This window comes from Salmonella sp. SAL04213 (assembly GCF_046550535.1).
Lineage (GTDB): Bacteria > Pseudomonadota > Gammaproteobacteria > Enterobacterales > Enterobacteriaceae > Salmonella > Salmonella enterica.
The window spans coordinates 1-26761 of sequence record NZ_JBGDXS010000002.1 but is presented as its reverse complement, the minus strand read 5'-3'; the positions used below and the strand labels follow the sequence as shown (position 1 = coordinate 26761).

23 protein-coding genes and 1 tRNA gene are annotated in these 26761 nt (G+C 50.3%); 14 read left to right on the top strand and 10 right to left on the bottom strand.

The genetic code is table 11. The annotated features are described in order from the left end of the window. Positions 1–202 precede the first annotated feature (202 nt). From ACLJPQ_RS04870 to yejF, 5 genes are all read left to right on the top strand, one after another. Positions 203–1759 carry a cyclic di-GMP phosphodiesterase gene (locus ACLJPQ_RS04870; RefSeq protein ID WP_000957763.1) on the top strand — a complete coding sequence of 519 codons (1557 nt, stop codon included), beginning with the start codon at positions 203–205 and terminating at the stop codon, positions 1757–1759. Between the two features lie 106 nt (positions 1760–1865). Beyond that, positions 1866–3671, top strand: a complete 1806-nt coding sequence (locus tag ACLJPQ_RS04865) for an extracellular solute-binding protein (protein WP_000561742.1) — start codon at positions 1866–1868, stop codon at positions 3669–3671. A 9-nt stretch (positions 3672–3680) separates the two neighbouring features. Beyond that, positions 3681–4775, top strand: coding sequence for a microcin C ABC transporter permease YejB (locus tag ACLJPQ_RS04860; protein WP_000501623.1), 1095 nt, complete (start codon positions 3681–3683; stop codon positions 4773–4775). Beyond that, positions 4775–5800 carry an ABC transporter permease gene (locus ACLJPQ_RS04855; RefSeq protein ID WP_001137753.1) on the top strand — a complete coding sequence of 342 codons (1026 nt, stop codon included), beginning with the start codon at positions 4775–4777 and terminating at the stop codon, positions 5798–5800. The genes ACLJPQ_RS04860 and ACLJPQ_RS04855 overlap by 1 nt, the downstream gene beginning before the upstream one ends. A 1-nt stretch (position 5801) precedes the next feature. Continuing rightward, positions 5802–7391 carry a microcin C ABC transporter ATP-binding protein YejF gene (gene yejF, locus ACLJPQ_RS04850; protein WP_000203619.1) on the top strand — a complete coding sequence of 530 codons (1590 nt, stop codon included), beginning with the start codon at positions 5802–5804 and terminating at the stop codon, positions 7389–7391. Between the two features lie 3 nt (positions 7392–7394). On the opposite strand, the gene ACLJPQ_RS04845 is transcribed toward yejF, so the two are convergent. The 3 genes from ACLJPQ_RS04845 to rsuA all read right to left on the bottom strand — a co-directional run bounded on the left by ACLJPQ_RS04845 (position 7395) and on the right by rsuA (position 10043). Beyond that, the gene (locus ACLJPQ_RS04845; protein ID WP_001094639.1) at positions 7395–7739 is read right to left on the bottom strand and encodes a YejG family protein; all 345 of its coding nucleotides are present in this window, start codon (positions 7737–7739) and stop codon (positions 7395–7397) included. Positions 7740–8129: 390 nt separating this feature from the next. Beyond that, positions 8130–9320, bottom strand: a complete 1191-nt coding sequence (locus ACLJPQ_RS04840) for a Bcr/CflA family multidrug efflux MFS transporter (RefSeq protein ID WP_000213349.1) — start codon at positions 9318–9320, stop codon at positions 8130–8132. Between the two features lie 27 nt (positions 9321–9347). Continuing rightward, positions 9348–10043 (bottom strand): 16S rRNA pseudouridine(516) synthase RsuA, encoded by a 696-nt coding sequence (gene rsuA / locus ACLJPQ_RS04835; RefSeq protein WP_001234836.1) that lies wholly within the window; start codon positions 10041–10043, stop codon positions 9348–9350. A gap of 151 nt (positions 10044–10194) precedes the next feature. Between rsuA and ACLJPQ_RS04830 the strand changes: the two genes are divergently transcribed. Both ACLJPQ_RS04830 and rplY read left to right on the top strand, forming a co-directional pair. Further along, positions 10195–11955 carry a DEAD/DEAH box helicase gene (locus ACLJPQ_RS04830; protein WP_000578115.1) on the top strand — a complete coding sequence of 587 codons (1761 nt, stop codon included), beginning with the start codon at positions 10195–10197 and terminating at the stop codon, positions 11953–11955. Between the two features lie 124 nt (positions 11956–12079). Next, on the top strand, positions 12080–12364 hold the full coding sequence (rplY, locus tag ACLJPQ_RS04825; protein WP_000494192.1) for a 50S ribosomal protein L25: 285 nt from the start codon (positions 12080–12082) through the stop codon (positions 12362–12364). 108 nt (positions 12365–12472) lie between these two features. Here the strand turns inward: rplY and ACLJPQ_RS04820 are convergent, their stop codons facing one another. Both ACLJPQ_RS04820 and yejK read right to left on the bottom strand, forming a co-directional pair. Beyond that, on the bottom strand, positions 12473–13093 hold the full coding sequence (locus ACLJPQ_RS04820) for a hypothetical protein (RefSeq protein ID WP_000033432.1): 621 nt from the start codon (positions 13091–13093) through the stop codon (positions 12473–12475). Between the two features lie 27 nt (positions 13094–13120). Next, positions 13121–14128, bottom strand: a complete 1008-nt coding sequence (gene yejK / locus ACLJPQ_RS04815) for a nucleoid-associated protein YejK (protein ID WP_000050804.1) — start codon at positions 14126–14128, stop codon at positions 13121–13123. Positions 14129–14307: 179 nt separating this feature from the next. On the opposite strand from yejK, the gene ACLJPQ_RS04810 reads away from it, so the two are divergent. The 5 genes from ACLJPQ_RS04810 (at position 14308) to ACLJPQ_RS04790 (ending at position 17107) form a co-directional block, all read left to right on the top strand. Then, on the top strand, positions 14308–14535 hold the full coding sequence (locus ACLJPQ_RS04810; RefSeq protein WP_001135904.1) for a YejL family protein: 228 nt from the start codon (positions 14308–14310) through the stop codon (positions 14533–14535). Between the two features lie 31 nt (positions 14536–14566). Then, a complete protein-coding gene (yejM, locus tag ACLJPQ_RS04805; RefSeq protein WP_000256155.1) occupies positions 14567–16327 on the top strand; it encodes an LPS biosynthesis-modulating metalloenzyme YejM in 1761 nt (586 codons plus the stop codon). Between the two features lie 73 nt (positions 16328–16400). Further along, positions 16401–16477 (top strand) — tRNA-Pro (locus ACLJPQ_RS04800). A gap of 234 nt (positions 16478–16711) precedes the next feature. Then, the gene (locus ACLJPQ_RS04795) at positions 16712–16873 is read left to right on the top strand and encodes an integrase arm-type DNA-binding domain-containing protein (protein ID WP_350427404.1); all 162 of its coding nucleotides are present in this window, start codon (positions 16712–16714) and stop codon (positions 16871–16873) included. A gap of 6 nt (positions 16874–16879) precedes the next feature. Beyond that, positions 16880–17107 (top strand): Arm DNA-binding domain-containing protein, encoded by a 228-nt coding sequence (locus ACLJPQ_RS04790; protein WP_061424458.1) that lies wholly within the window; start codon positions 16880–16882, stop codon positions 17105–17107. Positions 17108–17221: 114 nt separating this feature from the next. On the opposite strand, the gene ACLJPQ_RS04785 is transcribed toward ACLJPQ_RS04790, so the two are convergent. The 3 genes from ACLJPQ_RS04785 to ACLJPQ_RS04775 all read right to left on the bottom strand — a co-directional run bounded on the left by ACLJPQ_RS04785 (position 17222) and on the right by ACLJPQ_RS04775 (position 23591). Then, positions 17222–21793 carry an AAA family ATPase gene (locus tag ACLJPQ_RS04785; RefSeq protein ID WP_080184666.1) on the bottom strand — a complete coding sequence of 1524 codons (4572 nt, stop codon included), beginning with the start codon at positions 21791–21793 and terminating at the stop codon, positions 17222–17224. A 408-nt stretch (positions 21794–22201) separates the two neighbouring features. Further along, complete coding sequence (locus tag ACLJPQ_RS04780; RefSeq protein ID WP_000342600.1) at positions 22202–22882, bottom strand: RES family NAD+ phosphorylase; 681 nt, start codon at positions 22880–22882, stop codon at positions 22202–22204. After that, positions 22875–23591 carry an integrase gene (locus ACLJPQ_RS04775; RefSeq protein ID WP_061424452.1) on the bottom strand — a complete coding sequence of 239 codons (717 nt, stop codon included), beginning with the start codon at positions 23589–23591 and terminating at the stop codon, positions 22875–22877. The genes ACLJPQ_RS04780 and ACLJPQ_RS04775 overlap by 8 nt, the downstream gene beginning before the upstream one ends. Before the next feature lie 335 nt (positions 23592–23926). On the opposite strand from ACLJPQ_RS04775, the gene ACLJPQ_RS04770 reads away from it, so the two are divergent. Beyond that, positions 23927–24115 carry a DinI-like family protein gene (locus tag ACLJPQ_RS04770; protein ID WP_061424449.1) on the top strand — a complete coding sequence of 63 codons (189 nt, stop codon included), beginning with the start codon at positions 23927–23929 and terminating at the stop codon, positions 24113–24115. Positions 24116–24299: 184 nt separating this feature from the next. Here the strand turns inward: ACLJPQ_RS04770 and pagL are convergent, their stop codons facing one another. Next, positions 24300–24863 carry a lipid A 3-O-deacylase PagL gene (gene pagL, locus ACLJPQ_RS04765; protein WP_080184667.1) on the bottom strand — a complete coding sequence of 188 codons (564 nt, stop codon included), beginning with the start codon at positions 24861–24863 and terminating at the stop codon, positions 24300–24302. An 818-nt stretch (positions 24864–25681) separates the two neighbouring features. Between pagL and narP the strand changes: the two genes are divergently transcribed. Further along, the gene (gene narP, locus ACLJPQ_RS04760) at positions 25682–26329 is read left to right on the top strand and encodes a nitrate/nitrite response regulator protein NarP (protein WP_001115500.1); all 648 of its coding nucleotides are present in this window, start codon (positions 25682–25684) and stop codon (positions 26327–26329) included. A gap of 43 nt (positions 26330–26372) precedes the next feature. Here narP and ACLJPQ_RS04755 read toward each other — a convergent pair. Next, on the bottom strand, positions 26373–26761 hold a 389-nt coding region (locus ACLJPQ_RS04755), incomplete at its 5' end, for a tetratricopeptide repeat protein (RefSeq protein WP_369529434.1).

Here is a 26761-nt window from a genome sequence, read left to right as displayed (position 1 = left end):
TTATCCAGCCTACAACACACGAACATAGGCCTGATAAACATAGCGCCATCAGACATTCAGGTCGTTTCCGCCAACGACTACTGCGACAATACGCTTTCCTGCGCATCACAGAAAAGCATGACTATCCGGGGTAATCCAGGCTATAGTCTTATAAATCAACCAGTTTAACCGGCATCCGCCTTTTCAGGTCACACCAGGAATTATGCTAACACGCGACTCCTCTTCCGGTCGGAAAATCCTGCTTACCTGTATCATTACGGGGATGGCGGCAGCATTACTTATTGGTAGCCTGCAATTTTTCCTGTCGTGGCATAAACGGGATGTTAAATACAATACGCTCCTTTCTGATGTACAACATTACCTGGCCAGCTATTTCGCCGACCTGAAAGCCACCACCGATATTCTTCAACCGTTGACGATCAACACCTGTCAGCAGGTTGGCGCAGAACTCACCTCAAGAGCCGCTTTTAGCCTTAATGTCCGCGCCTTCTTATTGATTAAAGATAAAAAAGTGTTCTGCTCTTCCGCCACTGGCGCCATGAATATGCCGCTTCAGCAACTGGTACCGGATATAGATATCCGCAAAGACGTTGCTATGGCGATTCTGCCCGGCACGCCAATGATGCCCAACAAACCGACAATGGTGATTTGGTATCGAAACCCATTATTAAATGACAGCGGCGTATTCACATCGCTGAATATTAACCTGACGCCCTACTTACTCTATACCACGCGCCAGGACGATTTTAACGGCATCGCGCTGATTGTCGGCAATACCGCGCTGTCGACCTTTTCTTCGCGTCTGCTGACCGTCGCGGAGCTGCCGGGCACGCCTTCACGACAGGCAACTATCAACGGCCTGCCGCTTAAAATACAGCTTTATGCCGATAGCTGGACCTACAATGACTTGTGGTATGCGTTGATGCTGGGCTGCATTAGCGGCATCGTAGCGGGGTTTATCTGTTACTTTATCTATGCCCTCCGGACGCGACCGGGCAAAGAGATTTTAACGGCGATCAAACACGAGCAGTTTTATGTGGTTTATCAGCCCGTCGTCGATACTCGTACGCTGAGCGTCACCGGGCTTGAAGTCTTACTGCGCTGGCGTCACCCTACGGCAGGCGAGATTCCGCCGGATGCCTTTATCCACTATGCCGAAGCGCAGCAACTTATCGTACCGTTAACGCAGCATCTGTTCGAGCTGATCGCCCGCGACGCACCCACGCTACAGAAGGTGATGCCCGTCGGTGCCAAATTTGGCATTAACATCGCGCCGGAACATCTGCACAGCGACAGTTTTAAAGAGGATATGCACCGGCTCAGGGACGCCCTGCCCGCGCACCATTTTCATATCGTGCTGGAAATCACTGAACGCGATATGCTCCAGCAGTATGAAGCGGCCAAACTGTTCGAATGGCTGCATTCCGCCGGGTTTGAAATCGCTATAGATGATTTCGGTACAGGCCATAGCGCCCTGATTTATCTGGAGCGATTTACTTTAGATTATCTGAAAATCGATCGCGGCTTTATCCAGGCGATCGGCACGGAAACCGTCACGTCTCCGGTTCTGGATACCGTGCTGACACTCTCCAGACGCCTGAATATGCTGACGGTGGCCGAGGGCGTTGAAACGCCGGAGCAGGCCCGTTGGCTACGCGATCACGGTGTTAATTACTTGCAGGGGTACTGGATTAGCCGTCCTTTACCCCTAAAAGATTTCGTGCTGTGGATGTCGGCGCCTTCCGTGCCTGAATGGTAGTCCCCTTACGGTTTTAACGGATTCACATCAGACGCAACGTCACTTATTATTCAGCGAAACGCCTGCCGGTTTGCAGCGGGCAATACGATAAGGAAACCGCCTTCAGATGATTGCGCGCGTAATGCTTCTGCTTGTCGCACTGGTTAGCGCTGGCGCCCAGGCCCAGGAAATCAAAGAAAGCTACGCTTTCGCCGTACTCGGCGAACCTAAGTATGCTTTTAACTTTGATCACTTTGATTATGTGAATCCTGCTGCGCCGAAAGGCGGTCAGATGACGCTTTCCGCCATTGGTACGTTCGATAATTTCAATCGCTATTCGCTGCGCGGCAATCCCGGCGTACGTACCGAAGCCCTTTACGATACGCTTTTTACCACCTCGGATGATGAACCCGGAAGCTATTACCCGCTGATTGCCGACCATGCCCGCTATGCCGCCGACTATTCCTGGGTGGAAATCTCGATTAATCCCCGCGCTCGTTTTCACGATGGCACGCCCATTACCGCCCGCGATGTAGCCTTTACCTTTCATAAGTTTATGACCGAAGGCGTACCGCAGTTCCGTCTGGTCTATAAAGGTACTACCGTGAAGGCGATTGCGCCTTTAACCGTGCGAATTGAGCTGGCGAAGCCTGGTAAAGAAGACATGCTTAGTCTGTTTTCACTACCGATCATGCCCGAAAAATTCTGGAAAAATCACAAACTCAGCGATCCGCTTTCAACGCCGCCCTTAGCCAGCGGGCCATACCGGATTACTCAGTGGAAAATGGGCCAGTACATTGTCTATTCACGCGTCAAAAACTACTGGGCGGCTAATCTGCCGGTCAATCGTGGACGTTTTAACCTCGACACTATCCGCTACGATTACTACCTTGATGACAATGTCGCTTTCGAGGCGTTTAAAGCGGGCGCATTTGATCTACGGCTGGAAAACGACGCTAAGAACTGGGCAACGCGCTACATCGGTAAAAATTTCGATAATCATTACATCATTAAAGAAGAACAGAAAAACGAGTCGGCGCAGGACACACGCTGGCTGGCCTTTAATATTCAGCGCCCGGTATTTAAAGACCGGCGGGTACGTGAAGCTGTCACCCTGGCCTTCGATTTTGAGTGGATGAATAAAGCGCTGTTCTATAATGCCTGGAGCCGAACCAACAGTTACTTCCAGAATACCGAGTACGCCGCCAGAAATTACCCTGACGCCGATGAGCTGGTATTACTCGCGCCGATGAAAAAAGATCTTCCTCCTGAAGTCTTCACCCAGATCTATCAGCCGCCGGTCTCTAACGGCGACGGCTACGATCGCGAAAATCTTCTTAAAGCTGACGCCTTGTTGACGCAGGCCGGATGGGTGATCAACGGACAGCAACGGGTCAATAGCGTCACCGGTAAGCCTCTGACGTTTGAACTTCTCCTTCCTGCCAGCAGTAATAGCCAGTGGGTTCTGCCCTTCCAGCATAATCTTCAGCGTCTGGGCATTACGATGACTATCCGTCAGGTTGATAATTCTCAACTCACTAACCGGATGCGTAGCCGCGACTATGACATGATGCCGAGGCTATGGCGGGCGATGCCCTGGCCCAGCTCCGATCTACAAATCTCATGGGCGTCGGAATACATTGACTCCAGTTATAACGCTCCCGGCGTACAAAGCCCGGTGGTGGATAAACTGATCGCGCAAATTATCGCAGCGCAGGGTGATAAAGCGAAACTGGTGCCGCTGGGACGGGCGCTGGATCGCGTGCTGACCTGGAACTATTACATGCTGCCGATGTGGTATATGGCGCAAGACAGGCTCGCCTGGTGGGATAAATTCTCCCATCCGGCGATTCGCCCGGTATATACCATCGGGTTAGATACCTGGTGGTATGATGTCAACAAAGCCGCCAAGCTACCGGCAGCCAGGAGGTAGTAAGAATCAATGGGCGCCTATCTTATCCGCCGTCTGTTACTGGTGATCCCCACGCTATGGGCCATTATTACCATTAACTTTTTTATCGTGCAGATCGCTCCCGGCGGCCCTGTCGATCAGGCGATTGCCGCGATTGAATTTGGCCAGGGCGGCGCGTTGCCCGGCGCCAGCGGCGAAGGCGTTCGCGCCAGTCATGCGCAAACCGGCGTCGGCAATATCAGCGACAGCCATTATCGTGGCGGCCGGGGACTCGATCCGGAGGTGATCGCGGAGATCACCCATCGCTACGGCTTCGACAAACCGCTGCATGAGCGTTATTTCAAGATGCTACGGGACTATCTCTCTTTTGACTTCGGCGACAGTCTGTTTCGCAGCGCATCCGTACTAACGCTGATCAAAGATAGCCTTCCCGTCTCCATTACCCTGGGATTATGGAGCACGCTGATTATTTATCTGGTGTCTATCCCGCTGGGGATCCGCAAAGCCGTCCATAACGGCAGTCGCTTTGATGTGTGGAGCAGCGCGTTTATCATTATTGGTTATGCGATCCCCGCCTTTCTGTTCGCTATTTTATTAATCGTCTTTTTTGCCGGCGGCAGCTACTACGATATCTTTCCGCTACGTGGCCTGGTCTCCGCCAACTTTGACACGTTACCGTGGTACCAAAAAATCACCGATTATTTGTGGCATATTACGCTACCGGTGTTGGCGACCGTCATCGGCGGTTTTGCCGCCCTGACGATGCTGACGAAAAATTCGTTTCTCGACGAGGTGCGTAAACAGTATGTCGTTACCGCTCGCGCTAAAGGCGTGAGTGAAAAAAACATTCTCTGGAAACATGTTTTTCGTAACGCCATGCTGCTGGTGATCGCCGGGTTTCCCGCCACTTTTATCAGTATGTTTTTCACCGGCTCGTTGCTAATTGAAGTCATGTTCTCGCTCAACGGCCTGGGGCTGCTGGGTTATGAAGCAACCGTTTCGCGCGACTATCCGGTGATGTTCGGTACGCTTTATATCTTTACCCTGATTGGCTTATTACTGAATATCCTGAGCGATATCAGCTATACGCTGGTCGATCCACGCATTGATTTTGAGGGACGATAATGCCGCGATTAAGCCCGGTCAATCAGGCCCGCTGGGCGCGTTTCCGCCATAATCGCCGGGGCTATTGGTCACTATGGATTTTCCTGGTCATGTTCAGCCTGAGCTTATGTGCGGAACTGATTGCTAACGATAAGCCATTGCTGGTGCGCTATGAAGGCCAGTGGTATTTTCCGCTGGTAAAAAATTACAGCGAGCGCGATTTCGGCGGCCCGCTGGCGACAACGGCAGATTATCAGGACCCCTGGCTACAACGGCAGCTTGAGAATCGGGGCTGGGTGTTGTGGGCCCCCGTACGCTTTGGCGCCAATACCATTAATTTTGCCACCACGCAGCCTTTCCCCTCCCCGCCTTCGGCGAAAAACTGGCTGGGCACCGATGCGAATGGCGGCGACGTTTTCGCCCGCATCCTGTACGGCACCCGCATTTCTATTTTATTCGGTCTGATGTTAACGATTTGCTCCAGCGTCATGGGCGTACTGGCGGGCGCGCTACAGGGCTATTATGGCGGCAAAGTCGATTTATGGGGACAACGTCTCATCGAAGTCTGGTCGGGGATGCCGACCCTGTTTCTGATTATTTTACTTTCCAGCGTAGTGCAGCCTAACTTCTGGTGGCTGCTGGCCATAACCGTACTGTTTGGCTGGATGAGTCTGGTGGGCGTGGTGCGCGCCGAATTTTTACGGACCCGCAATTTTGACTATATCCGCGCCGCGCAGGCGCTTGGCGTCAGCGATCGTGACATTATCCTGCGCCATATGTTGCCTAATGCGATGGTCGCTACCCTGACATTTTTACCGTTCATTTTATGTAGCTCCATCACCACCCTGACGTCGCTGGATTTTCTGGGATTTGGTCTGCCGCTTGGCTCCCCTTCTCTCGGCGAACTTCTTTTACAGGGGAAAAACAACTTACAGGCTCCCTGGCTGGGGATCGCCGCCTTTCTGTCTGTCGCCATTCTGCTATCGCTGCTGATTTTTATCGGCGAAGCGGTACGCGACGCCTTTGATCCTGCTAAGGCGGTATAAGATGACATCTCCATTGCTTGCGATTGAAAATTTATCGGTAGGTTTCCGTCAGCAACAGCACGTGCGCCCTGTCGTTAACGCCATTTCGTTACAGGTGAACGCCGGGGAAACGCTGGCGCTGGTCGGCGAGTCCGGGTCAGGAAAAAGCGTGACGGCGCTTTCCATTCTGCGTCTTTTGCCTACCCCTCCCGCCGTCTACCTCTCCGGCGATATTCGCTTTCACGGCGAATCATTGCTTCATGCCAGCGAGCAGACGCTACGCGGCGTGCGCGGCAATAAAATCGCCATGATTTTTCAGGAACCGATGGTTTCACTTAACCCGCTGCATACGCTGGAAAAACAGCTCTATGAAGTGCTGTCGCTCCATCGGGGAATGCGTCGGGAGGCGGCAAGGGCGGAGATGATCGGTTGTCTGGATCGGGTCGGTATCCGCCAGGCGAGCCAGCGTCTGCGCGATTATCCGCATCAGCTTTCCGGCGGCGAACGCCAGCGCGTCATGATAGCCATGGCGCTGTTAACACGGCCGGAATTACTGATCGCCGATGAGCCGACCACCGCCCTCGACGTCTCCGTACAGGCGCAGATTTTATCTCTACTGCGGGAACTCCAGCGCGAGCTCAATATGGGATTGCTGTTTATCACCCATAACCTCAGCATTGTAAAAAAACTGGCGGATTCGGTGGCGGTAATGCAACACGGCAAGTGCGTAGAGAACCAACGCGCCGACACGCTGCTCTCCGCGCCGACCCATCCGTACACGCAAAAACTACTCAACAGCGAACCCACAGGCGATCCGGTTCCGCTCCCCGCCGGGCAGACGCCGTTGCTGGAGGTGGACAGGCTGCGCGTCGCCTTCCCGATCCGCAAAGGCATTCTGAAGCGCGTCGTGGATCATAATGTGGTGGTTAACAATATCAGTTTCACCCTGCATCCAGGCGAAACGCTGGGTCTGGTCGGCGAGTCAGGATCGGGAAAAAGCACCACCGGTCTGGCGCTGTTACGGCTTATCCGCTCCGAAGGCCGCATCGTGTTTGACGGTCAATCGCTGGATACGTTAAACCGCCGCCAGCTTTTACCTGTTCGCCACCGTATCCAGGTCGTATTCCAGGACCCGAACTCATCGCTAAACCCGCGTTTAAACGTGTTGCAAATTATCGAAGAAGGCCTGCGCGTCCACCAGCCTACGCTTTCAGGCGCGCAGCGCGAACAGCAGGTGAAAGCGGTCATGATGGAAGTCGGTCTGGACCCGGAAACGCGGCATCGTTACCCCGCTGAGTTTTCCGGCGGCCAGCGTCAACGTATCGCCGTCGCCAGGGCGCTGATTTTAAAACCGTCGCTTATTATTCTGGATGAACCGACCTCATCGCTGGATAAAACCGTTCAGGCGCAGATTCTTGCCCTCCTGAAATCGCTCCAGCAAAAGCACCGTCTGGCCTATATCTTCATTAGCCACGATCTGCATGTAGTACGCGCGCTGTGCCATCAGGTTATCGTGCTGCGGCAGGGGGAGGTAGTTGAACAGGGGCAATGCGAGCGCGTGTTTACCGCACCGCAACAAGCGTATACGCGTCAGCTACTCGCGTTAAGCTGACGCCTAAAAAGGATTATTGTTAGAAAAAGGTTCCGCTATCGCCACGCCGAAATTTTTCAGCCGACAGGTGGCGGCAAACTCATCCTGACGATTAACGAACAGGCACGGCTCCCCTTCGCACTCCAGCACGGAGCAAGGAACTTCAATATCGCTTAGCGCCTGGCTGAGCTTATGCATCACTGACCACGCGCTATCGCCTGCCGGACTCAACAGTTTAAGCGCCACCAGACTATTCTCGGTGCTCTGCCCGTTTTGCGGAATCGGTTCAACCTTTGACCCCGCAAAACCCGCCGACCAGCGATAGTTTTGCGGCAGACGGTGAACAATTGAGAGCTGTAATGTATTCACTTTCTTTCCCCGGAAGCACAATTACTTCACAATTTACTTACATTTATATTAACACATCATTGACAACCCGTCCTTAAACAGATTGCTAACGCCCTTCTCTCCGTCAGTGGCTCTACAGCAAGCGGGAGTTAAAATAGTTTTACCGACGCGGAGATAGCGGCGGGCTATATGTACCCGTTTCTGCGATCTAACTCAACCTTTTTAACTACAATGATGTGACTTTTTACATAAATGGATTTTACATAAAATAAACATAAAGGAGGAAAATGATGAATTGGTAATTGATATACATCAACTATGAAAGTCGTTTGGCTTTGCCATCGTGTAGCGGATAGCGTCCCCCAACGCCGCCTGCGCATTTTTCGGCGCCATTGAGGGACAGCGAGTCTATCACCGTTTTTTGGGACGGCTGGCGTAGAGATAAAACAGAATGGAACAGGCGGCACAAAGCGCAATCGACCAGATCATCGGCCACGCACTGGTAAAGGTAGCCAGCGACAGCAACGCGCCGACGATAGCGCCAATACCAAAGCGGAAAGTGCCCGCCAACGAAGACGCCGTTCCGGCCATATGCGGAAACTCATCCAAAATGACCGCCATCGCATTGGACGAAACCATCGACACACAGCCGACAAACGCCGCAACGCCGACCACCAGCGCCCAGAATCCAATGCCCATCAGCGCGCTGAAAACCATCCACACCGCCATCGCAAACTGAATCCATAGCCCGGCCCGAAACATGTTTAGCGCCCCTACCCGTCTGACAAAACGGCTGTTGATAATCGTCATCACAAACAGAAATACGATGTTCAACGCGAAGTAGTAGCCGAAATCCTGCGGCGGAACATGATTAATTTCGATATAAACAAACGGCCCCGCGCTCAAAAAAGAGAACATACCGGCAAAACTAAACCCGCTCGCCAGCATATAGCTCAGTACGCGTTTGTGGCGAAACAACGCGGCAAAGTTACCTATTGTGGTACGAATATGAAAAGGCTGACGCCGCTCAACGGGCAGCGTCTCTTTAATCAGAGCAAAGATCATGACTGACGCCAGAATCGCCGCAATGGCCAGTATCCAGAAGATATAGTGCCAGCTTAACCATACCAACACCCAGCCGCCGACAATGGGCGCCATTAACGGCGCTATCGTAGTGACCAGCATGACAAATGACATCATGCGCGAAAACTCTTCCTTTGGATAAATATCCCGCATCAGCGCATTGATGACGACGCTTGCCGCCGCGGCCGCCAAACCGTGAAAGAAACGCATCACGATCAGTTGATCGATAGTCTGCGCCAACGCACAGGCGACCGCCGCAGCGGCAAATACCAGCGTCCCGCCCAGGATGACCGGCTTACGCCCGAGGCTATCCGCCATCGGTCCATAGATAAGCTGACCCAGCGCAAACCCCAGAATATAGGTGCTGAGCGTCATCTGCGCGCTACCGGCAGGCACGCCGAATTGCGCAGAAATCACCGGCAGCGCTGGAAGATACATATCAATCGACAGCGGCATTAACATGGCCAACAGGCCAAGAATAAAGACAATGGCAAAGGAAGAGTGCTGCCGGGTGGTCACATCGAACTCCTGAATTTAACGAGATAGTTAGCCGACGCTGGCGATTTCTTCTTCAGTCAACGGGCGGTACTCGCCGGGAGCCAGATTCTCATCCAGCGTAATGGCGCCAATCCGTTCGCGGTGCAGTTCCACAACGCGATTGCCTACTGCGGCAAACATCCGCTTCACCTGATGATAACGGCCTTCGCTGATGGTCAAACGGACCTGCACAGGCGTTATCACCTCCAGCGTAGCGGGTTTAGTGAGATCTTTTTCATTATGCAACTGCACGCCTTTCGCAAATTGCGCTGCCGTATCGTCGGCCACCGGCGACTCCAGGGTCACCAGATAGGTTTTTTCACAGTGATGGCGCGGCGACGTAATGCGGTGCGACCATTGACCGTCATCTGTCATTAACACCAGACCGGTAGTATCGATATCCAGACGTCCTGCGGCATGCAGCTTATACGCCACCGGCTCATCCAGGAAATACAGCACCGTTGGATGATCGGGATCATCGGTTGAACAAACGTATCCCTGCGGCTTGTTAAGCATAAAATAGCGTGGCCCGTGTTGCTGCGCTAAGGGATTGCCGTCATACGCAACCGCATGTTCCGGGAGCAGTTTGAAGGCCGCATTTTTAATGATGTCGCCATCGACGGTAACGCGGTTACCACGAATTTCACGCCCGGCAATAGCGCGGCTGACGCCAAGCTGCTGAGCGATAAATTTATCAAGTCGCATGTGTGTGATTTAGCCTGTAATAATACGGAAATCGGGCATTCTACCCGAAAAAAGGGAATTGCTATCCGCTCAGTATAGCGGGCTAACTATATCCCTCAAGGGAAATGATTCATGGCATACTATTCCCGGAACCGTTTAACGTAGTGAGACCATGATTTTTACACTCCGCCCCTACCAGCAAGAAGCCGTAGACGCCACGCTCAGCCACTTTCGCCGCCACCGTACGCCCGCCGTGATTGTTCTGCCGACCGGCGCAGGTAAAAGCCTGGTGATCGCCGAACTGGCGCGCGTCGCCCGCGGACGGGTACTGGTGCTGGCGCATGTGAAAGAGCTGGTCGCGCAGAACCACGCCAAATATTGCGCGCTGGGGCTGGAAGCGGATATTTTCGCCGCCGGACTCAAACGTAAAGAGAGTCAGGGCAAAGTCGTGTTCGGCAGCGTACAGTCGGTGGCGCGTAATCTTGACGCCTTCCAGGAGGAGTTTTCGCTGTTGATTGTCGATGAATGCCACCGCATCGGTGACGATGAAGACAGTCAGTATCAGCAAATCCTCACTCACCTGAGTAAAGTTAATCCTCACTTACGTCTGCTTGGGCTCACCGCCACGCCTTTTCGCCTCGGAAAAGGCTGGATTTATCAATTTCATTATCACGGTATGGTGCGCGGCAACGACAACGCTCTGTTTCGCGACTGTATTTATGAACTGCCGCTGCGCTATATGATTAAACACGGCTATCTGACGCCGCCTGAGCGGCTTGATATGCCAGTGGTCCAATACGATTTCAGCCGCCTGCAGGCCCAAAGCAATGGGCTGTTCAGCGAAGCCGACCTGAACCGCGAGCTGAAAAAGCAGCAGCGGATTACGCCGCACATCATCAGCCAGATTATGGAATTTGCGCAAACGCGCAAAGGCGTGATGATTTTCGCCGCCACGGTCGAACATGCGAAAGAGATTGTCGGTCTGCTTCCGGCGGACGACGCGGCGCTGATTACCGGCGATACGCCAGGGCCCGAGCGCGACGCGCTGATTGATAATTTCAAGGCGCAGCGTTTTCGCTATCTGGTTAACGTCTCGGTGCTGACCACCGGCTTTGACGCCCCACACGTTGATCTCATCGCGATTCTACGTCCCACCGAGTCAGTTAGTCTTTACCAACAAATTGTCGGGCGTGGTCTGCGCCTTGCGCCGGGAAAGACCGATTGCCTGATTCTTGATTACGCTGGCAACCCGCACGACCTGTATGCCCCGGAGGTCGGTAGCCCGAAGGGAAAAAGCGATAACGTCCCTGTCCAGGTATTTTGCCCGGCCTGCGGCTTTGCCAACACCTTCTGGGGGAAAACCACTGCCGACGGCACGCTGATTGAACACTTTGGCCGTCGCTGCCAGGGCTGGTTTGACGATGATGACGGCCATCGCGAGCAGTGCGATTTTCGCTTTCGCTTCAAAAACTGCCCGCAGTGTAATGCCGAAAACGATATTGCCGCCCGACGCTGCCGGGAATGTGACGCTATTCTGGTCGACCCGGACGATATGTTAAAAGCGGCGCTCAGGCTCAAGGATGCGTTAGTCCTGCGCTGTAGCGGAATGACGATGCAGCATGGGCAGGATGAGAAAGGCGAATGGCTGAAAATCACTTACTATGACGAGGACGGCGCGGATGTCAGTGAGCGCTTCCGCTTGCACACGCCCGCCCAGCGTACCGCTTTCGAACAGCTATTTATTCGCCCGCATACGCGCACGCCCGGCGTTCCTTTACGCTGGATCACGGCGGCGGATATTGTCGCGCAGCAGGCGCTGTTGCGGCATCCCGATTTTGTGGTCGCGCGGATGAAAGGCCAGTACTGGCAGGTGCGTGAAAAAGTGTTCGACTATGAAGGCCGCTTCCGCCGGGCGCACGAATTACGTGGTTAATTGTACTTTTCATTGATGTAACGGCGATTTGAGTATAGAATCCCGCCCGCCTTTGCATACGCAAAGCAGATCACTTACCTGTTGCTGGGTCGCCTGTAGCAGGAATTATTAAAGAGAGATTTAAATGTTTACTATCAACGCAGAAGTACGTAAAGAGCAGGGTAAGGGTGCGAGCCGCCGCCTGCGCGCCGCTAACAAGTTCCCGGCAATCATCTACGGCGGTTCTGAAGCCCCGATTGCTATCGAACTGGACCACGACCAGGTGATGAACATGCAAGCTAAAGCTGAATTCTACAGCGAAGTTCTGACCCTCGTTGTTGACGGTAAAGAAGTAAAAGTTAAAGCTCAGGCTGTACAGCGTCACGCTTACAAACCGAAGCTGACTCACATCGACTTCGTTCGCGCGTAATCGCCTGGAAGTTGAAGAAAAACCCCGCCCCGGCGGGGTTTTTTTATGCGTTTAATTGAATTTGACGACATGCAGAGCAACGAGAACCCACTTTGCTTTTCTGCTTTCTTACACCTCGCCACATTCAATTAGCGCCTCCCCTAATCGAGGATCTGTAGTTTCCGACGCGGTATTCATACCTTTAAGCCGATTGAATAATGCCCGTTGACGAACGCTGGCACTTTCCGGTTTCCATGGCAGAATTCGTATTGGTATCGTTTGCCCGTCATTCAACGCATCAAATACCTTTTCATTGGTCAGTAAGTCGCCGCAGCTCCATGTCTTGCTATCAAACTGAAAATCAAATAAGACATGGAGTTCCAGTTCATCTACACGCACTTGACGCTTTGCATTATCGATGCGTATTTCCACCTTCTCTTTATGCGTCAAAGTTGCATCAAGATTGAGTCCATACCGTTTCAACTGCCCCTTGTCGTAATAGTAACGTATGCTGGACCAGGTTGATTTAAAAGCAAATCCAGTAATGAATAAACCACTTAACAAGAACAGCGGGCATATGAACAAGCTCAGTAACCAGTTGGCGCCATAAGTATAAAACAGTACCAACGAGAGAACGGTGAACACCATGCCGAGCACCAACATCATCAAAAATGCGACAATGTGCGCATACAAAACCTGCCGAAATAAACTGAAATTAACAGGCGGCTTCTGACGTATTCCTTTACTCACTACGGCGTCCTTTTATGTCGTATGCCTTTATTTCCCGCCCGACGAGCGTCGCTGCAACTGGTCGCGCAGATTCGGCGGCGTCCCTTTGATAGTCAGGGTATCAGTCGCCGGGTCCCAGAAAATCCGCTCGCCCAGCAGCATCGCATCAAAGTTAATCGTTAACCCGCCGCCGCTGCCGGCATATTTGGTTAGCTGGCGCAGCGTACTGCGATCCGCCGGAAAGCTCTCTTCCAGCTCATAGCCTTTTTCGGCGGTAAATTCGCTGAAGCTGACTTCACTGACGCCGGAAAGCTCTTTAGACAGCGATTCCAGCTCAATCTCTTCCCCGGCTTGTAACTGCTCGTTGCAGTAGCTGTACACCTGCTGACGCACGTTCTGACGTTCCGCTTTATCCAACTGCGCTTCTGCGGTGAAATCATCCACTGCCTGCAACAGGCCGCGATTCTGCGCTTTGGCGTTCAACCCTTCGCTGGCGCCGAGGAAATCCATAAAGAAGTCAGCGACCTTGCGCCCTACCCGACCTTTCAGGAACGTCAGATAGCGGGTCGATTGCGGATTAGTTTCCCACTCGGTAAGATCGATACGCGCCACGATATCCGCATGGTTGATATCAAGATAATGCGTCGGGTTAATGTCCAGATTTTCATTGACCCGCATACTGCTCAGGTTGTTCAGTACCGTAACCAGCAGATACTCCACCGCCAGGTAGCGATAATGGCAGAACAATACAATGCCGCCGTCCGCAAAGGGATATTTCGCCAGTTCGTCACGCAGGCGTCCGGTCGCCGCCCGGCTAAAGGCAAGAAAATCTTCTTCCCCCTGACGTTGCAACCGCAGCGCTTGCGCCAGTTCACTCTCTTCATTAAACAGGCCATACGCCTTATTCTTGGCGCTATAGACCCGATGCAGTTCAGCCACCATCTCGACAACGGTGGTTGTCGGCTCCAGCAATGAATCGCGCAAGACCAGCTCAAGATTTTGCTCATCGCGCTTGATAAGCTGGTGCAGGGCAATCTGGTTGATATCCAGACTCATGATAAACTCTCCTTTAAGACCGGGCGGTATTCAACCACCGCCTGCCGGAAGACGCAAGCAATCGCCCTGTCATTTCAGGCGTTATCCGTAACGCGAATGATTTAGGGGATAAAAATGCAGAAAAAAAACTGTTGCTACGGTAATATGTTGCCCTTTCATGAACAAACAGATTTTGATTTATGCCACAACTCTCCCGCTATAGTGATGAACATGTTGAACAACTGCTGAGCGAACTGCTCAGTGTACTGGAAAAACATAAGGCGCCGACCGATCTTTCCCTGATGGTGCTGGGAAATATGGTCACCAACCTTATCAACACCAGCGTGGCGCCGGCTCAACGCCAGGCGATTGCGAACTCTTTTGCCCGCGCCTTGCAGTCTTCGATTAGCGAAGACAACGCGCACTAAAAAGCCGACTCCGGAGAAACAAGCGACAGGTATGGTAACTCATCGTCAGCGCTACCGTGAAAAAGTCTCCCAGATGGTTAGCTGGGGGCACTGGTTCGCTCTGTTCAATATACTGTTGGCTACGTTGCTCGGCAGCCGTTACCTGTTTGTCGCCGACTGGCCGACAACGCTTGCGGGTCGCATATACTCCTACCTGAGCATTGTCGGGCACTTTAGCTTTCTGGTGTTCGCCACCTATTTGCTTATTCTTTTTCCGCTCACGTTTATCGTGATGTCCCAGCGGCTGATGCGGTTTTTATCAGCCATTCTGGCGACCGCGGGTATGACGTTGTTGCTTATCGACAGCGAAGTCTTTACCCGTTTTCACCTGCATCTTAATCCCATTGTCTGGGAGCTGGTCATCAACCCTGACCAGAACGAAATGGCGCGCGACTGGCAGCTTATGTTTATTAGCGTGCCGGTTATCTTATTGATTGAGATGCTATTTGCGACATGGAGTTGGCAAAAGCTGCGCAGTCTTACGCGCCGCCGCCATTTCGCAAGGCCGCTTGCGGCATTCTTTTTCGTCTCCTTTATCGCATCGCATCTTATCTACATCTGGGCAGACGCTAATTTTTACCGGCCGATTACCATGCAGCGGGCAAACCTGCCGCTCTCTTATCCGATGACGGCGCGACGTTTTCTTGAAAAACACGGTCTGCTGGATGCGCAGGAATATCAGCGCCGTCTGGTAGAGCAAGGCAATCCGGAAGCGGTCTCCGTACAGTACCCGCTCAGCAATTTGCACTATCGCGATATGGGCACCGGTCAGAATGTGCTGCTCATTACCGTAGACGGCCTGAACTATTCTCGCTTTGAGAAGCAGATGCCGGAGCTGGCTACATTTGCCGAGCAAAACATCGACTTCACCCGTCATATGAGTTCAGGGAATACCACTGATAACGGTATTTTCGGCCTGTTCTATGGCATATCGCCAGGCTATATGGATGGCGTGTTATCCACCAGAACCCCTGCGGCGCTCATTACCGCGTTGAATCAGCAAGGCTACCAACTGGGACTGTTTTCTTCGGATGGCTTCGCCAGCCCGCTTTACCGTCAGGCATTACTGTCCGATTTCTCGATGCCGACAGCGCAGACGCAGTCTGATGCGCAAACGGCCAGCCAGTGGATAGACTGGCTTGGACGCTACGCACAGGAAGATAACCGCTGGTTCTCATGGGTATCGTTTAACGGTACTAACATTGATGACAGTAATCAGAAGAATTTTGTTAAGCGTTACGCCAGCGCCGCCAGCGACGTGGATGCGCAAATCAATCGGGTTCTGAACGCGCTGCGAGAGGCCGGTAAATTCGACAATACCGTCGTGATCATTACCGCAGGACGCGGCATACCGTTGACGCCGGAAGAAAATCGCTTCGACTGGTCGCAAGGTCATCTGCAAGTACCGCTGGTGATCCACTGGCCGGGGACGCCTGCGCAGCGTATTAATGTGCTTACCGATCATACCGATGTGATGACCACGTTGATGCAACGCCTGTTACATGTCAGCACGCCAGCGAACGAATATTCACAGGGCCAGGACATCTTTACCGTTCCACGTCGTCATAACTGGGTAACGGCGGCAGACGGCAGTACGCTGGCAATCACGACGCCGCAAATGACTCTGGTGCTCAATAATAACGGTCATTATCAGACCTATGACTTACACGGCGAGAAGATCAAAGATCAGAAGCCGCAGCTCAGTCTGCTGCTGCAAGTGCTAACAGAAGAGAAACGTTTTATCGCTAACTGATTAATTATAAATCAGTTAGCACCGTTTCCCCTTGCATTCGCGTTGGAAAGAGGTAGTATTAGCACCCACAAGTCGGCACGTAGCGCAGCCTGGTAGCGCACCGTCATGGGGTGTCGGGGGTCGGAGGTTCAAATCCTCTCGTGCCGACCAATCAAATTTTTTGAACTAGTCGTAGTCGTTCGTACTCGTTCATAAACCCCACAAAAACAGCGAGTTGTAAGACTCGCTGTTTTTTTATTGTTCGTTCGTAGTCGTTCATAGTTGTTCGCTTGCATCCGCAGTTTTTAGGCATATATTTGGGCTATCGAGATCTTTGGCGTTATCCCGACATGCCCAAAGTGGCATTTTCCTCAATAAATACATTGATTTATAGAGGACAATGCAATGCAAAAACCTCGGCCCTTAAGCAATATAGAAATCAAAAATGCCCGCCCTTCCGCTAAACCACACGTACTTTATGATGGTGATGGGCTGGAACTAAAAATCACTCCGCAAGGCTCAAAGTTGTGGCTGTTTCGCTACTACCATCCCCACTCGCACAAATGACGAACCATGAGTATTGGCCCTTACCCCGCTGTTTCTCTCGGTTACGCCCGCGAGATCCGCGATAAAGCCAAAAAACGCTGGCGCGATCCATTAACCAAAAAATACCTCAACTTCAATAAATTAGTTGATCTACTCAATGCAAAAGCTGAACATCTTATGGCCAAAGACAGCTCTCTAAGACTGAAAGTGATAGGTCTCGATCTGACCGCACCTTATTTTTCACCAGCACATTAAGAGCTCATTTCAACCCCTTTCATTACATTATCCAGGGGCTGAGATCGCAGAAAATGGAAATGATATGATCACTCTATCTAAAGCATAAAGCAGCAAGATTATGGTGTATGGAAATTATGGCCTTTCCGCTGCTTTTAACCAATCGGCTATCTCCTTAACCCCCAAAGAAAGTAGCGTATCTTGTATCGCCACAACGCGTTGTAGCATTGAACCACGATCAGACTCCTCACGTTCTTCTGCTTCCGCAAAAAGCCTGGTCATCAATTGGGTGAGATTATCATTATGATCATATAAGCGTTGTTTGCTATGATCTACATAGGCTAAGTAGATTTCTGTCGCAGCTAAAGCGTATTCTGGGTCTTGTAGCGAAATTACATTAAGCCATTCGATAAACCCGAAGAAACGAGGATGTTTCTTCTCACCATCGCCAGCGTTTTCAAATACTGAAAAACAACGACTGAGCAATCCTATCGGAACAAAAACGACTTCACCTTTATAGTGGAAAATGCGAGCCATCTCACCCGCTACTCCCAGGGCATGGCGGCCATCAGCATTTAAACCCGCCTTAATACCCGCAAAGCACTGTTCCCTTTGCTGTCGCATGTTTTCAGCGTTTGTCCAGACGGTGGTTGCGCCATGCCAGGCCTCTGTAGTGTCCAGAACATTCAAGTCGTTTAGAAATTCATTAAACTCAACGTGTTGAGTCATGGCTGCTAAAGCTGAAATGCGTCCCCAAGTTTCCAAATCTTTACCACGCCCTTCACAGCGAAGGCGCGCTAATAAAGGCTCCACGACATCAAAATGTCTGTGGTATGCATAATAAAGGCATCGCTCAGCAATTTTCCAAAGTCCATCTGCATCCTGCATGACGAGGTGGAATAAATCCCAACCGAAATCGAAAGATTTGCTTTGCAAATAGGGTAAGCGGCGTAAGATCATGGCGCGAACCGCCGGATGTTTGTCACGGGCGAAACGGCGCAATGTAGGTGCCAGCAGCTCAGGGAATTCGTTGTCCTGCGCTAGAAAATTATCTGCGAGAATCATCAAAGCTTCGGCTACGGCACCTTTTGCCATATTGAGTCCTAAGCCAAGTAAACCGACAGAGTCACCCTTGATTGGATCCTCTTCCTGAAACCCAACGAAATCTATGGCTAAAAATAAAAGCTGCTCTGCTTTTCGTGGGTCATGTATGACATGCGAGCATGCTTCAAGGGCTTTAGCCGTAGAGCGTCGATGCCTCCAGTACCTTGGGTGTCTTTCCAGTTCATCAAGGATCCGGTTTGCCAGGAGGGAAGCATCAGGTTCTTCGAGCGGATTCCATGTTTCGTCAGCCTTCAAGTTGCCATAGCGATGGGCCAGATATGTGGAAACCCCATTCATGACATCATCACGAAAACTTTCAGGTATGTCCGTCCAGTGATTAGATAATAAGCCCAAAAATCGGGAAGGATGACGAGAGGAGGCCTCTCGTAATTGCCAGCCCACCTCACGCTCACCGCCGACCAAAAAATCATTCCAATCCCAACCAGAATGGCCCTCATAATGCGCCAGTAATTTCAACACTCCGTCGTCATTGATGCCAAGAAATAGCTCAAATGAGAATGGCGCTCTAACAATGCCACCATGAGAATGAATTTTAGGCTGACGGATCAATACTCCTGCTTTTTTCTCATAGGTATCCAACACCGCCTGCGCTTCGAGTGAACGCAGGTGGCAAGGAATCGACACAATCACTTCGGCTTGCGATTTCATCACCCTTAAATCATTACTATCGGCAACATCTTTCCACATATTTAAAATGCTAGCCATCACAGCATCTTGTTTGGGGGAAGGAAGAAATGTGAATATTGACTGTATCAAACCACCTAATTCAAAAGAAAGTTCAAACTCCAGCATATTGCGGTCACACAACATGCGGCCTATCAGGTCAATATTGGCTTCTGGCGATTGGGTACAGGCAAGTATACCAAAATAGAGCAACGCGCCTTCATGATGGAAACAAAGGCGTTCACAGTTTTTTTGCCACCAGTTTGAGTGTATTTTTGCGTTGTAAAGAATACCAGCTTCAACTGCGTCAAAAAGAATATTCATACTGTCCACATGATGTATATCCCGCTGACTATGAACATTTTCATATGACGTTTCCCCCAGAAAACCATAACGATAACTTATACGGGTTTCGCCATATTGTGATTCTTGGGTATAACTCCAGTATTCTATTGCATCTACAGCTAAATCCAGCAAAGTACTGGATCGTACCATACGTTGCTGGAGAAAGTTTTCATTTTTACTACCAAATTCATGGGGTTGGCAACGCAGCTTATTATCGAATCTGTGTTGCAGTATATCCTCACCTGTAAGGCCATCCGTAATATAACGCCAAAGTAACGTATCTCCTATCACACCAGCAGCCACGCAATTAGCAATGACCTCCCCAAGAGGGCTGTAATCCGATAGTGGCGTATCAAGTAATCGCATAAGCAATGGAACAACTACTGATAAATTTTCAGCCTTAATGACCGAGAGATGCATTGCTATCTGATCCGCAATTCCATTGCCATCAAACCAGTTCAGCGTAAGCGCTTCTATCCAGAATGATACCACGCCAGCAGTATCAATATTGCTCCATTGGGCAATACGATGAACATGCATCGCCACGCCTTCAGCATCCCGGGTCGCTTTTAAATAGGGAACCAAATTATTGATCCAGAAACGATGCCACTCAATCGATCCGCCTGCGACATAAACTACCTGAAAAACTTCACGGTTTTTTTCTCGCAGTTCTCGTATCAATAACCAGTCTTCATTCTGCGGTTTTTGTTCAGCAAACGATTCTGCTACCAGACGTCTGATATGGAAGGCCGCATTACCCGTCAATACGGTTCTAAGTTGTTTTCTGTACTCGCGGCGCTCACCCAGAGCCAACTGAGCAATAAAACTTCGGATGCTGGGACGAACAAATGGAACAGGTGGTAAACCGCGTATGAATTCGTTCAATGTGACACCATTACGAATGGCTCGACTTATGACAAGCACATCCAGAAGGGTTTGATGACCAAAGGTCAGCTTCCCATCCTGAGTTTCCTGCAATACATTGAGGCTACAAAGTTTTCGCTGAATGTCCGGAGAAGCAGTAAAGCGTTGATGCGGTACTACCAGGCTTCGCATTTTCAGCATTTCTGACGCAATAGCTTCAATCGCTTGTATCGCATTATCCCCTAAGTCGCTATCAGCAAGCACAATAGTATCCAGATAACGTTGCGCCAGTGCCTGACTGGTCACTACGTTGAAACTGCCGTCTCTTCGGGCCAGTTCAACAAATAGTGCCAATTCACGCGGATTGCGAATCAGCTCGCGCGTATCAGCATCGATAGCGGCTGTCGCAATCCCTAGCGTATCAAGCAATGGCACAATTTCATTATTCCAGTCCAGTGGCTGGCACTTTAATTCACAATCCCAATGCCGTTCGGCAATCCGTCTGTCGTAATGTTTGTCAAAGTCGCGACAGGCGGTAACAACTGTGATATTGGGGATCAACAGCAGACGATCGATCTGTGCAAGAAAATACTGCAGTACGCGATGTTCACGAGCAATGGACAATACATCTAAAGAATCAATAACGACTACCACATGAGCGTCTTCAGCCAGCCTTGCAGCTTTCTCAACCCACTGTTGCGATAGTCCCTGAACCTGACGCTCTTCTGACGTAGCCAGGTCAGCAAACTCACGTGATTGAATAAAGAGAGGTACAATATTTGAACAGGTTTTTACACGTTCTTCCAATGCCTCCTGCAATGCAAGCATTACACATGTTTTCCCAGAACCAGGGAGACCTGTAAGCAGGATAGATCTTTTTCGCACATCAATGGCGGCAAGAATCTCATTCACAATTGGGCTGGTAATACGCAGCCCCGCAATGTCTCGACGCCAAGACCTACCAATAGCAGAAGTACTGGAAAAAGAATGGCGTATCCCTACAAGATCCATGGGAGGAGCCAGTGTTGACCCAGACTGTTGGATAATGTTCCGAAGATCGTGTTTGGTTAAGCGATGCTGAACCGCTGTAGATGATCTACTGCCATCCATGCGTGCGCCTAGTTGGTCGAGTTTCATCCAGAGAGCATTGAAGGCAGAGTCAGTATTGCTCACCAAGTTTCGTAAACGTTCGCGTAACAATGCTTCCATCCGATCTAAATCGTCGCTGGTCACGAAATTGGTTCGACTCAGGAATTCAAACGTTGAAAGGCTGGGGGCAATTTTTGCCAGTTGTTTTGACAAGGCGTCATCCAGCAACCGCTGCGCCTTACCTAAACTTTGTTGGTAACTGCCTTCGTCTGGTTGAGATGAACTGTGCTCTTTAAGTTTTGCAAGGTCGCCAAAGTTATTTCGGGAATAGAATCGGACATTCACCTTTGGGTTCTCAGCCAGTAGAAGGGAGGCTTTATCTAGTTCATCTCCAAGGTCAGCTATCGTCCAAGCCTTGAAATCGGTTTGATTCTTTTTGCACTGACAAACGATTATATTTCCGTCGATTTTGCCAATAACTACATCATCAACGAGATAACTTATCGAGTCGATTTCAATCCATTGAAAATCCTGGTCGGATAGTACTGTCAACGCCCAATCAAAGGCTACCAGTGTCTGGTAACCATCTCCACGATTGGAACGTATGCCTGCAATACTCATCAACTTTTCTCCCTTCGGGAGGGCATTTCTTCCCTCATCCACACTAACATTAGCAGCGCCAATATTTTTGATTATGATATGCGCCCAAGATAGGCTGCGCTAGTGCGTTAAAAATTAAGCGATTGCGCTTTGTATCATTGAAGGTCTGCTTTAGCAAAGAAGTAGTGGATCAGTAATTACATACACCTTATCAGTCAGTTAATGTAACAACCGCACAATGAGGAAACTACCATGACAACACACTTGCAAAAAATTTTTCAAACTTCTGACACGTTAGCAGATAAAAACATTTACTATGTTGGAAGAAGCCTGCTGCAATATCCTTGATTACATCAAAATACTTATAACAGCAAGCTGTCGACATGGTACGAATGACCGGATGTCACGAATAAGGAAAACACCAATTCGTTACATTTCCCCCGGTTCATCACCACCATAAGGCTCGATCAAAACAATGCCAAGTTGATCCGCCTCCTCCTCAATCAACGCCAGAATACTCTCTGACGCCAGAACAGGCTCAGACTCCGTTTCAACCGTCAGTTGTTCCGGCGTTACCCGATCGCCAAATAACATCAGAGCTGTGCCGCCATGTTGCCGAGATGACCACTGCAACCCGTGCGCATCCGGGTGCGCGTTATAGATAGCGACAGAATATTCCTGCGTGAATACATACTGCTCTGCCGGAGAATCAAGAAGCTCCGATCGCTTCACGCCCATCTTCCGTAACGTTTTAGGATTCAAATCGACCAGGTTCAGATCCAGAACAGGCTTAACGACGGAATGCACCTTCCCTTCCAGCCTGCCTAAATCAAAAGGAACGCCAGCAGAATCTACGGGCAGATCGTGAAAAAGGGTTTCCATAATCACCACGCCGGTGCTGACGCCGCCATACAGCGTCGGCACGCCATTGCTCATTGGGCTGAAACGAGCGCTTCCCAGACCTGGATTAAACTGCGTCGCGGTGAATCTGGATGAATGGATCCGGTAAATCGGTTTTCCGGCAGCCCAGCTCGCAAAATTAGCGGTAAGGTTTTCCTTCGGGGCCGGTACTTTTCGTTCAATCAGCCCCTTATCATCAGGATCATCCATGCGCCCCTCCATCCAGCTCGGCCTGCGCCGCCTGCAGCACCTGACCTGGCATTGTTTTCAGTACATCTTTTGGCTTTTTACCTCCCAGCCAGCTATTTGCCGAACCGAACCAGATGGCCAGTCCCCAGGGCGTTTTTTTCTCGCCAAATAAGGAGATAACCTGTTTGACGACGGGCACAGGACGATAGCCTTCATCCAGAGCATATCCCGGATATTTGTCTTTTCCGTTAATCTGTATGGCAAATATCCGCCCGGCAGATTTCCAGCGATTAGGCCCGGCGCTGGGGTTGGTGTTTTTGAACTGCGCTTTCTCTGAGAGCTCTTTTGCTGACAACCACTCAGAATCAGCAAGAATACAGGCATTAAGCGCTTCACGACGCTGCGCATTACGTTCGGCCCAACCCTGCTTATCGACCTGGTTCACAGCGTCACCCACCGACGTCACCACTTTCGGCGCGCTTTCCGCTTTTCGTGTTCTTACGCCAGGGGACATAATGCCCATCGAGGCAATAACCGCATTTACCGCAGCATTCATCGCAACTTTAAGGGTTTCGTCAAACCCTGTATGACGTTCGCTGATGTTCCCTAAATCAATGACCAAATACTCCGAATCAGCGCGCGTAGTCAGAGTATGCAGTTCATCGCCGTTGACGGTTTTAATGTCAAAGAAGGATTCGTCACGGCGCACGGTGTTACCTTTCACTGCCATCCCCCCCTCCTCATAATGGATATATTGGTTATATTCATTATATAACGACAGATAGGATTGTCACCTGGTATGAACAAAATTTGCTCTTTTACCGCTAACAGAGGAGTTAACAAGAGGTGGGCAGTGCTATGCGTGGTAGCATGGAATTAACAGGCCGCAAATAAGCGATGAACATCACAAATTCACCAAGCGATCCTTACAGGCTAATTTTTAGGCAGATCGCCATTCTCTGAACAGAACAAATTGCTTGTAAAACTAGCAGGTTAGAGCACTAGTTCCGCTCCTCTCGCGCCAAAATTCCCCTTAAAAACCAGCCTCTCAGGGCTGGTTTTTTTATGCCTGCAATTAAAAAGTTAGCTGATGCCAGAGACGTTATTTTGCATAAACTGATCGGACACCTTTCCCGTGCAGTGGTCAACGTAAAGTCAATGCAGGCAAATAACGTAAACCATGTTTGTACTAAAACAGAAAAAGCGCATCTACACCCTATGCTGGAAGAAATGTTTGCAGTGGCAGGTAAATGAGTAAGCAATCTGTCGCAGCAATAATAAAACGTTCTGGTAAGGTAAACGGCTTACCACTTCTTTGTTACTAACAATTAGCCTCCCTGTCGCCATAGGGTCGATAACGATCGGCTAGTCACAACACGTTTTTGTAGACGGTGATGATTACTCCTTCAGCCAGCAACTCGCTAATTGTTATTCAACTTCAGAAATTATAACTAATTGAAGCACCTACAAAATTATGCCCTGAATTTTTATCCGTGAGTGATCCATTCGAAAAATGCCGGATATAAGCTTCTGTAGAAAAAGCCCCAAAGTTCCAGCCAAGAAACGCTTTTTCTCCAAAGGTAAATGCAGAATTGACACGCATATCATCTCGCGACTTAGATTTTATATAAGCCCCCAGACCAATACCGGTATAGATACCAGCGAAATGAACCAGCGCCACATCCTTCGAGATACCCAATACGCCCTGGTTATATTTATTGCAGGGAACGCTGCCAGAATGTTTACTGCAATCATCGCTACCCTTAGCCTTAAATCCTCCTAACTCCAGATTATTTCTTGCCTGTAAAAAGAAAAAATCGCTGGGTTCACTGTATGTCAGAAAAGCCGTATATAAATGCTCAACCCCTCCTCTTCTTATACTTTCTCCCGCAGCAAAAGAGATCTGATGCTTGTTGCCCTTGCCAAAAAAAACATTATCATTAGCAGAACATGCGAATGCACAAGGTAATAATATATATATAAATATTCTCTTCATATACACTCCACCACCATTTCAATGTCAATAGTTATTTTTAACCGGCTAACATATTTAAAATTTTCTACGCCACGCTTACGCTCACAGAAACGGCTGATATAGCATCCAGTATTAATATTATTTTCATAATTACTCCAACCAGCATTTTTGATGCAAACAGGCTGGACATGGACTGTGTGCAGAAATCAAAACATACTCACTACGATCTCCCCTTGAGTCGCCCCAACGGGTGCTCAAAACGCCGCGAGTGTTGTTCAGGCACATCCAGGATAAGTTATAAGTGAATGACACTCATTTCTGACCACATTTTCATTTATGATAAGAATATCGTCAGAATCTCTTTATCGCATAAAAATACCTCTGCTATTGACTTAATATTTAATTTAACAGATGTCGCGGTTTATTCGTTCTGCTCAGATGTATTTCATTGACATTAATAAAACCATAAATAAATTCAGTTAAAATAATTTGTTAATAATGACAAGCTTTAGACGCTATGACTTTTAATAAGGAGTTTCCTGCCAGTAAAGATAGTCTGGACTTACGGGGGCAAGGGCGCAGCTACATATGCCAGACTTCTGTTATGTCACATTGTCCGAAAAAAGCGTCCAGACCAGTATTCAACTTCAGGGAGTATTCTGTTTTCTCTCACAACGGGTTGTTTTATCCTTTCTATCGTTCAGCTAATGACTCGCCTGTCACAGGTTTTACTACTTACCCATGCACTAATTAGGGTAAAATTTACGCGCTTGACAATGTGGCAAATCTGGACGATTTCCGCGCTGAAAACAATAATCATTCTAATAAAACTCAGGAGATATAGCATGCCTGAAGTAACACCTTTTCAGGTGCTTATTGTGGACGACCATCCACTTATGCGGCGAGGTATTCGTCAATTACTGGAACTGGACCCGGCTTTTTATGTCGTTGCCGAAGCGGGTGACGGGGCGAGTGCGATCGATCTGGCGAATCGCATTGAGCCCGATCTGATCCTGCTGGATCTGAATATGAAAGGTCTGAGCGGGTTAGATACCCTGAACGCGCTACGCCGGGATGGTGTGACGGCGCAAATTATTATCCTTACCGTCTCGGATTCCGCCAGCGACATCTACGCGCTGATCGACGCCGGCGCCGACGGTTATCTGCTCAAAGATAGCGATCCGGAAGTGCTGCTGGAGGCCATTCGCAAAGGCGCTAACGGCGGTAAAGTCTTTAGCGATCGGGTCAATGAATATCTGCGTGAGCGCGAACGGTTTGGCGCGCAGGAAGATCCCTTTAGTATCCTGACCGAACGAGAGTTAGATGTCTTGCATGAGCTGGCGCAGGGGCTTTCTAACAAACAGATTGCGTCAGTACTGAATATTTCTGAGCAGACGGTTAAGGTGCACATTCGTAATCTACTTCGCAAACTAAACGTGCGCTCGCGCGTCGCGGCGACCATTCTATTTTTACAAACACGCGGAATGCAGTAACAAGCCAGGCCCGGTGGCGCCACGCCACCGGGCCGTCAGGGTCTTATTTCTCCTGCGCCAGCCGGATACTGCGCTCTATCACCGCCCGCCGGGCGTCACCCGCCGGCAGCAGCTTCAGCATCATCTCCCAGGCCGCCACCGCCTCGCCAAAGCGCTGCTGCTCAAAGGCGCTGAACGCATACAGGCTTAACACCCGGATATCCGTGTGGTCGCGGCTCACCAGCTGACGCAGCAGCTCCCCGCCGCGGCGGTTATCCTCCGGGTCGGACGAGCGCGTCAGCGCCTCCGCATAGCCCAGCGCCGCATCGCTGTTTTTCGGGTCCAGACGGTAGGCGTTCGCATACGCCCCGGTGGCGGTACCGGCATTACCCAGTACCATACCGGTGCGCCCCAGCATGAGCCAGCCCTCAACATTGCCGGCATCATTCTGCA

Bases quoted from the DNA above. Each gene is read 5' to 3' on its own strand.
- ACLJPQ_RS04870 (WP_000957763.1), top strand. From the start codon at position 203: ATGCTAACACGCGACTCCTCTTCCGGTCGGAAAATCCTGCTTACCTGT.
- ACLJPQ_RS04865 (WP_000561742.1), top strand. From the start codon at position 1,866: ATGATTGCGCGCGTAATGCTTCTGCTTGTCGCACTGGTTAGCGCTGGC.
- ACLJPQ_RS04860 (WP_000501623.1), top strand. From the start codon at position 3,681: ATGGGCGCCTATCTTATCCGCCGTCTGTTACTGGTGATCCCCACGCTA.
- ACLJPQ_RS04855 (WP_001137753.1), top strand. From the start codon at position 4,775: ATGCCGCGATTAAGCCCGGTCAATCAGGCCCGCTGGGCGCGTTTCCGC.
- yejF (WP_000203619.1), top strand. From the start codon at position 5,802: ATGACATCTCCATTGCTTGCGATTGAAAATTTATCGGTAGGTTTCCGT.
- rsuA (WP_001234836.1), bottom strand. From the start codon at position 10,043: ATGCGACTTGATAAATTTATCGCTCAGCAGCTTGGCGTCAGCCGCGCT.
- ACLJPQ_RS04830 (WP_000578115.1), top strand. From the start codon at position 10,195: ATGATTTTTACACTCCGCCCCTACCAGCAAGAAGCCGTAGACGCCACG.
- rplY (WP_000494192.1), top strand. From the start codon at position 12,080: ATGTTTACTATCAACGCAGAAGTACGTAAAGAGCAGGGTAAGGGTGCG.
- yejK (WP_000050804.1), bottom strand. From the start codon at position 14,128: ATGAGTCTGGATATCAACCAGATTGCCCTGCACCAGCTTATCAAGCGC.
- ACLJPQ_RS04810 (WP_001135904.1), top strand. From the start codon at position 14,308: ATGCCACAACTCTCCCGCTATAGTGATGAACATGTTGAACAACTGCTG.
- yejM (WP_000256155.1), top strand. From the start codon at position 14,567: ATGGTAACTCATCGTCAGCGCTACCGTGAAAAAGTCTCCCAGATGGTT.
- ACLJPQ_RS04795 (WP_350427404.1), top strand. From the start codon at position 16,712: ATGCAAAAACCTCGGCCCTTAAGCAATATAGAAATCAAAAATGCCCGC.
- ACLJPQ_RS04790 (WP_061424458.1), top strand. From the start codon at position 16,880: ATGAGTATTGGCCCTTACCCCGCTGTTTCTCTCGGTTACGCCCGCGAG.
- ACLJPQ_RS04785 (WP_080184666.1), bottom strand. From the start codon at position 21,793: ATGAGTATTGCAGGCATACGTTCCAATCGTGGAGATGGTTACCAGACA.
- ACLJPQ_RS04780 (WP_000342600.1), bottom strand. From the start codon at position 22,882: ATGGATGATCCTGATGATAAGGGGCTGATTGAACGAAAAGTACCGGCC.
- ACLJPQ_RS04775 (WP_061424452.1), bottom strand. From the start codon at position 23,591: ATGGCAGTGAAAGGTAACACCGTGCGCCGTGACGAATCCTTCTTTGAC.
- ACLJPQ_RS04770 (WP_061424449.1), top strand. From the start codon at position 23,927: ATGCCTGCAATTAAAAAGTTAGCTGATGCCAGAGACGTTATTTTGCAT.
- narP (WP_001115500.1), top strand. From the start codon at position 25,682: ATGCCTGAAGTAACACCTTTTCAGGTGCTTATTGTGGACGACCATCCA.